The organism is Micromonospora sp. PTRAS2, assembly GCF_054052245.1.
Genome location: NZ_JBSWBU010000013.1, coordinates 133,911 through 139,910, shown reverse-complemented (window position 1 = coordinate 139,910; position 6,000 = coordinate 133,911). Strand labels below are relative to the sequence as shown.

Annotated in this window: 4 protein-coding genes; 3 read left to right on the top strand and 1 reads right to left on the bottom strand. The window is 71.5% G+C overall.

Translation table 11 applies throughout. The features are described 5' to 3' along the window. Nucleotides 1–150: 150 nt before the first annotated feature. Nucleotides 151–1,281, top strand: coding sequence for an FAD-dependent oxidoreductase (locus ACVMYR_RS28505; protein ID WP_457123251.1), 1,131 nt, complete (start codon nt 151–153; stop codon nt 1,279–1,281). Nucleotides 1,282–1,418: 137 nt separating this feature from the next. On the opposite strand, the gene ACVMYR_RS28500 is transcribed toward ACVMYR_RS28505, so the two are convergent. Further along, nucleotides 1,419–4,598: a BTAD domain-containing putative transcriptional regulator gene (locus ACVMYR_RS28500; protein ID WP_043968197.1), complete on the bottom strand. Its 3,180-nt coding sequence runs from the start codon at nt 4,596–4,598 to the stop codon at nt 1,419–1,421. Between the two features lie 121 nt (nt 4,599–4,719). Here ACVMYR_RS28500 and ACVMYR_RS28495 point away from each other — a divergent pair, with 121 nt between their 5' ends. Continuing rightward, entirely contained in the window at nt 4,720–5,364 is a 645-nt protein-coding gene (locus ACVMYR_RS28495; protein ID WP_199486143.1) for a DUF998 domain-containing protein, read from the top strand. Nucleotides 5,365–5,479: 115 nt separating this feature from the next. After that, nucleotides 5,480–5,923, top strand: a complete 444-nt coding sequence (locus ACVMYR_RS28490) for an ester cyclase (protein WP_457123250.1) — start codon at nt 5,480–5,482, stop codon at nt 5,921–5,923. The last annotated feature ends 77 nt before the right edge of the window (nt 5,924–6,000 follow it).

Sequence of the window (6,000 nt, the reverse complement as noted above, 5' to 3'; positions counted from 1 at the left end):
CACGTCCTAGTCGTTTCGCCCGGCGGCCGAGCGGAACGGTCCGGTGACCGCAGGACGGCTGGTGGTGCGCCGTGTCCGCGCCGTGAGAGCCAGACGTCAGCGGCGGTGGCGACTGTTGGCGAGCAGCGATCCGCGCACCGGGAGGGCATCATGAACAACCCAGTCACCATCATCGGCGCCGGGCTCGGCGGTCTCGTCCTGGCCCGAGTCCTGTCCGGGCACGGCATGCCGGTGGAGGTCTACGAAGCCGAGGCCACGGCCGCGGCACGGTCGCAGGGCGGAATGCTCGACATCCATGACTACAACGGTCAACTCGCCATCGAGGCCGCCGGGCTGACCGACGAGTTCCGCCGCATCGTCCTGCCGGGCCGCCAGGCGATGCGGTTCCTCGGCACGGACGGCACGGTGCTGTTCGAGAAGGGCGACGACGGCTCCGGCGGACGCCCCGAGGTACAGCGCGGCGACCTGAGGCGAATCCTGCTCGACTCGCTCCCGACCGGCACGGTCCGCTGGGCGGCCAAGGCCAGGACCGTACGCGGTCTCGGCCACGGTCGCCACGCGGTCACCTTCGCCGACGGCTCGACCGTGGAGACGGAACTCCTGGTCGGTGCGGACGGCGCCTGGTCACGGATCCGGCCGCTGCTGTCCGACGCCGTTCCGGAGTACACCGGTGAGTCGTACGTCGAGACCTACCTGTACGACGCCACCACCCGGCACCCGAGAGTGGCGAAGATGGTCGGCGAGGGATCGATGTACGCACCGTCGGCCACCGAAGGGATCGTCGCCCACCGGGAGAGCGGCGACACCCTGCACGCCTACGTCTCCCTCACCCGCCCGCTGGACTGGTTCGACGACATCGACTTCACCGACCGCGCCACGGCCGCCGCCCGGATCGTTCAGGAGTTCCAGGGCTGGGCACCCGAACTCACCGCGCTGATCACCGACGCCGACGGCGGACCGGTCCTGCGCCCGTTGCACGCACTGCCGCTCGGCCACCGATGGGATCACGTCCCGGGCGTCACGCTGCTCGGTGACGCCGCGCACCTGGTCGCCCCCAACGGCGAGGGCGCGAACCTCGCCATGCTGGACGGCGCCGAACTCGGCAAGGCTCTCGCCGCCCGCCCCGGCGACATCGAGGCCGCCATCGCGGAGTACGAACAGGCCATGTTCCCGCGTACCGCCGAGGTCCCGCAGGACGAGGAGCTGATGGCCAGCATCTTCGGCGACACGCCACCCGCCAGCGTGCTCGCGCTTCTGGCCGAGGAAGGTGAGCGCCCGTGAGCCGGTCCTTCCGAACGTAAGGCTTACCCGTCGACAGCAGGTCCGGCCCGTCCGCGACGGCGTGACGCGCCGCGCGACCGGTCGCTGTCGGTCACGGTGCAGGTGGCAGCCGCCACCTGCACCGTGGTCTGCTGCGCTCAGCGAAGACCCGCCGCGTACGCCGCGTCGAAACGGTCCTCATCCAGCGCAGCCTTTCCCCTGCGGGTCAGCTCCCTGACCTGCGGGTCGGTGTGGTCGTGCGCGCCGCGCAGGCGGGCGGCGACACCGAGGAGCACGGCCGATTCGTGATGTCTTCCCCGCCGGTCGGCAACCGCGGCCATCTGTACCGTCACCTGGGCGAGGACCGGCAGCTCCCGGGTGGCCCGGGCCGCCTCGTGCGCTACCGCCAGCGCCTCGTCCGCGCCGGACAGGTCGCCCAGTTCCAGAAGGAGCGCCGCCCTGGTGCTACTCACCAGCGCGCGGGCGTGATCGGCCGGGTAGGCCGGGACGACGGACAGCCCCCGCTCGGCGGCGTCGATCAGATCACCCGCACGGTCCAGGTCGCCGAGCCGCACCCTCAGGGCCGCCTCGTGCACGTCGATGAGGACCAGCATCTCCGTCGAGGACGCGCGCCGCGCGCGCGCTCGTGCGGCGTCGAGCAGGTCTGCCGCCAGATCGGTGTCACCGCGGCGCAGGTGCAGGTCGATCCAGCGCAGGTCGCTGTGGAACTGGTCGCTGACGCCGAGCGCACCGAATCGGCCGGTCAACGTCCGGGCCTCGGTGAGGTCGGACAGGGCGCCGTCGACGTCGTCGTACCGCCGCAGGGCCGCACGCATCGGTAGCACGGCAGCCGTGGCCCACTGGTCACCGATGCGCCGTAAGTGGTCCAGCGCCACCTCGACGTGACGGCGCATCCGGTAGAGCGCCCCTTCCTTCTCAGCGATCTCGGCCTGGAACATGTGCGCCAGCCCGGCCGACCACCGGTCGTCGCCGTCGCTGAAACGCGTGAAGGTCGCGAGCGCGGCCGGCTCGTCCTGGAGAAACAGAAGGATCGAACCCAGCAGGCGGAAGTGGCCCGGCAGGTGCGGATGGGCGAGCAGCCGACCGGCCAGCTCCCGCACCGTCGTTCGTTCGTCGACCTCATACCGCGCGGAGACGCCGGCGGTGATGTCCGCTCGGTTGAGCAGATAGGCGGCACGGGCGCAGTCGCGTGCGACGGTCCATTCGCCATTCGCCACCGCCAGCGCCTCCCCCAGCCAATGGATGCCGTCGGCATGGCGGCCACGCATCTGCCAATACCACGTGAGGTCGAGAGCGAGAGCGATCGCACCCGTGGCGTCCCCGGCGGCGCACAGATGGTCGAGGGCGGCAAGGATGTTGTCGTACTCTGCGTCGACGATCCCGATCGCGGCCAGTTGGCCGGGTCCACGCAGCCGGGGATCCTGCTCGGCGATCAGCGCGGCGAAGTGGGCCGCGGCCAGGTCACGGGCCCGCCCGAGCGCGCCAGCCTCGGCCAGCCGCTCCCTGCCGTACTCCCTGATTGTTTCCAGCATGCGGTAGCGGCCGGTGGTCGGATCAAGCTGGAGCAACGACCGGTCGACGAGTGCGGCAAGCACATCCGGGACATCGGCGCTCCCCTCGCAGACCGCGGTGGCGGAGCTGGCCGTGGCGCCGCCGGGCAGGATGGCGACGTGTTCCGCGACGGTCCGCTCGCCGGCGTCGAGCAGTTCCCAACTCCACGCGATCACCGCGCGCAGGGTGCGGTGCCGCAGCGGTGCGGTGCGGCTGCCCCTGCCGAGCAGGTGGAACCGGTCGGCCAGCCCTTCCGCGAGGTCGAGCAGCGACAGCGTCCGAAGCCGGGCGGCGGCCAATTCCAACGCGAGAGGCATGCCGTCAAGGCCACGCACGAGGCGCACGACGTTGGGCAGCGTCGTCTCGTCGACATCGAAGCCCGGGCGTACGGCGGCAGCGCGAGCGGTGAACAGGCGTACCGACGCGGTCTGCCGCGCCTGCGCGACGCCGGCATCCGGGCCGGGCAGTTCGAGCGGAGCCAGTGGGACGAGCCCCTCGCCGTCGACCGCGAGGGGTTCACGGCTGGTGGCGAGCACCCGCAGGCCGGGACAGCGGGGCAGCAGCGAGGAGACAACGCGCGCCACGGCGTCGATCAGGTGCTCGCAGTTGTCCAGCAGGAGGAGGATCTCCCGGCCGCTGAGTTCGGTGAGGAGGACGTCGGACTCGTCGTCGCCGGTCCGCCCGAGCGGGCCGCCGGTCCGCGGACCGATCGCGGCGAGCAGAGCCGATATGATCTTGGTGGAGTCGGTGACGGATGCGAGGTCGACCAGCCGTACACCGTCGTGGTAGTCGTGACGGTGGCGTCGGCCGGCTTCCAGCGCGAGGCGGGTCTTTCCGGCGCCGCCCGGTCCGACGACGGTGACCAGCCGGCCGGCCGTGAACAGGGCGGAGATCCGGGCAAGGTCGTCATCGCGGCCGACAAAGCTGGTCAGAGGCACGGGCAGGTCAGCATTCGGCCGCCCGGCCCCGAGGCTCCCGGCCGGGAGCCCGGGCACGACCGGGTCGGCCGTCGGGGCGTCGGGCGCCGGTCCGGGCGGCTCGGGTCGCAGCAGCCGCAGATGACGCTCACGCAGGGCGGTACCGGGATCGGCGCCCAGCACGTCGGCCAACGCCTCGCGGACCCGCTCGTAGACGGCGAGAGCCTCCGCCTGTCGCCCCAGACCGGCGAGCGCGTCCATCAACAGGGCGGCCGCCCGCTCATGTCCCGGCTGCTCCCGTAACAGCACGGACAGCCGGGCAGTCGCGGCTTCGGCCCGTCCGGAGGACAGTTCAGCACCGGCGAGGTCGGCGACCACCTCGATCGAGGTCTGCACCAGGCGGGTCGCGACGGTGGGCGCGACCGCCGCGATGACTGCGGGCTCGACGCCGGGCCGGTCGCCCCACAGCGCCACCGCCTCGGCGAATGCCGCCTCTCGGCCGGTCGCGGCGAGTTCCTCGAACCGCACGGCGTCGACATCGGATGCCTCCACCGCCAGCCGGTATCCACCCGCGACCTGCCGGACCACGGCGGGATCCGGGGCGTCCGGGGAGAGCGCGCGGCGTAACCGGGAGACGAGTCGCTGGAGCGCCTGCGTGGGGTCGGACGGCAGGTCCTCCCCCCAGATCGCGTCGACCAGCACGGCCGGTGCGACCGGCCGGCCGCCAGCGAGCGCCAGCCGGACGAGCAGATTCCGCAGGCGCGTTCCGGGTACGGCCAGGGTGGTGTCACCACGGGCGACCCGGAAGGCGCCGAGCAGCGTGATCCGTAGCCGTTCACCTCCGTCCATCCCCCGATCCTCCCGCGCTCAGCTGTCCGGTCCGGCGGCGGGGCGGTGTCCGCGCGATGTGTGCCGCGTGTCAGCGCCGCGCCGCAGGCTGACGCCACTGATTCACCAACAGGAGGACGTCGTGACCGACATCAGGCAGCGCACCGCGGCCGCAGCGGCACTCATGGCCAGCGGAATCATCTACTTCACCGGCGAGTTCGTCGCCGCCGCGGCGTGGACGGATCCGCCCTACAGCTACACCCACCACTTCATCAGCAACCTCGGAGTCCACGGGCCGCTCACCGCGTTCGGTCAGTACATGTACTCCCCGCTGGCCCCGGTGATGAACACCGGACTCGGGCTGACCGGCCTGGCCGCGCTGGCCGGAGTCGCCATGCTGAAGGGCCTGCCGGGTGGGCGGCGGGCGGCGACGGTCATCTCGGCGGTCGTGCTGGCGGTCGGCATGGTCCTGGTGGGGCTGTTCCCGGGAGACGGCGGCACCGAGGGCACCGACTACCACGGGATCGGCGCGATCCTGGCCTTCGTCGCCGGCAACGTGCTCGTCATCCTGCTCGGTCGAGCGTATCGACTGCTCGGAATGTCGTCCGGGCTGGGCCGTCTGTTGACCATGTCCGGGACGTTCGGCCTGCTCTCGCTCGTGGGTTTCGGGACCATGGTGGCCTCGGGTGCGGGCGTACTCATCGGTCTCTTCGAACGCGGGATCATCTATCCGTTCCTGATCGGCTTCATCCTCGCGGGAGCGGCGCTGCGCAGACGCCGAGCGTAGCCGCCGGAACATTCCGGCATACGTAGGTTCTGCCGACGCGGACGCGCAGTCGCCAGGGCACGGTGATCCCGTGCGGACCGCGGCGCGGTTTGGCCACGAGAGACATGGAGATGCCATGAGTGACGACATCACCCGCCTGGTCGGTGCCTGGAAAGCGTTGTGGAACGGAGACTTCGGCGACGTCGATGAATTGATCGCACCCGACGTGCGGGTGCACGCGGCGCTGGCCGACGGCGGCGACGGCAGCGCGATCGACGACGCCAAGGCCATGACCGGTTGGGTGGCACAGCTTCGCGGTCCCCTACCCGACCTGGTGTTCGACATCGAGGTCGGTCCGATCGTCCAAGACGACCTGCTGGCCCTGCGCTGGCGTGCCACGGGCACCTACGGCGGAGGGCTTCCCGGCGCCGGCGCACCGGTCGGCACGCCTGTCGACTTCACCGGCGTCGACCTCCTGCGCGTCCGCGACGGTCAGATCGTCGAGTACTGGCTCAACTCCGACATGCTGCTGCTCCTCACCCAACTGTGCGTGCAGCCGACCGAGCCCTCCGCCATCTGACTTTCTTCCCACCCCCGGCTGGACCGGCCAGCGGCAATCAGCCGCCGGCCGGTCCAGCGATTACCGGGTTGAGGCCA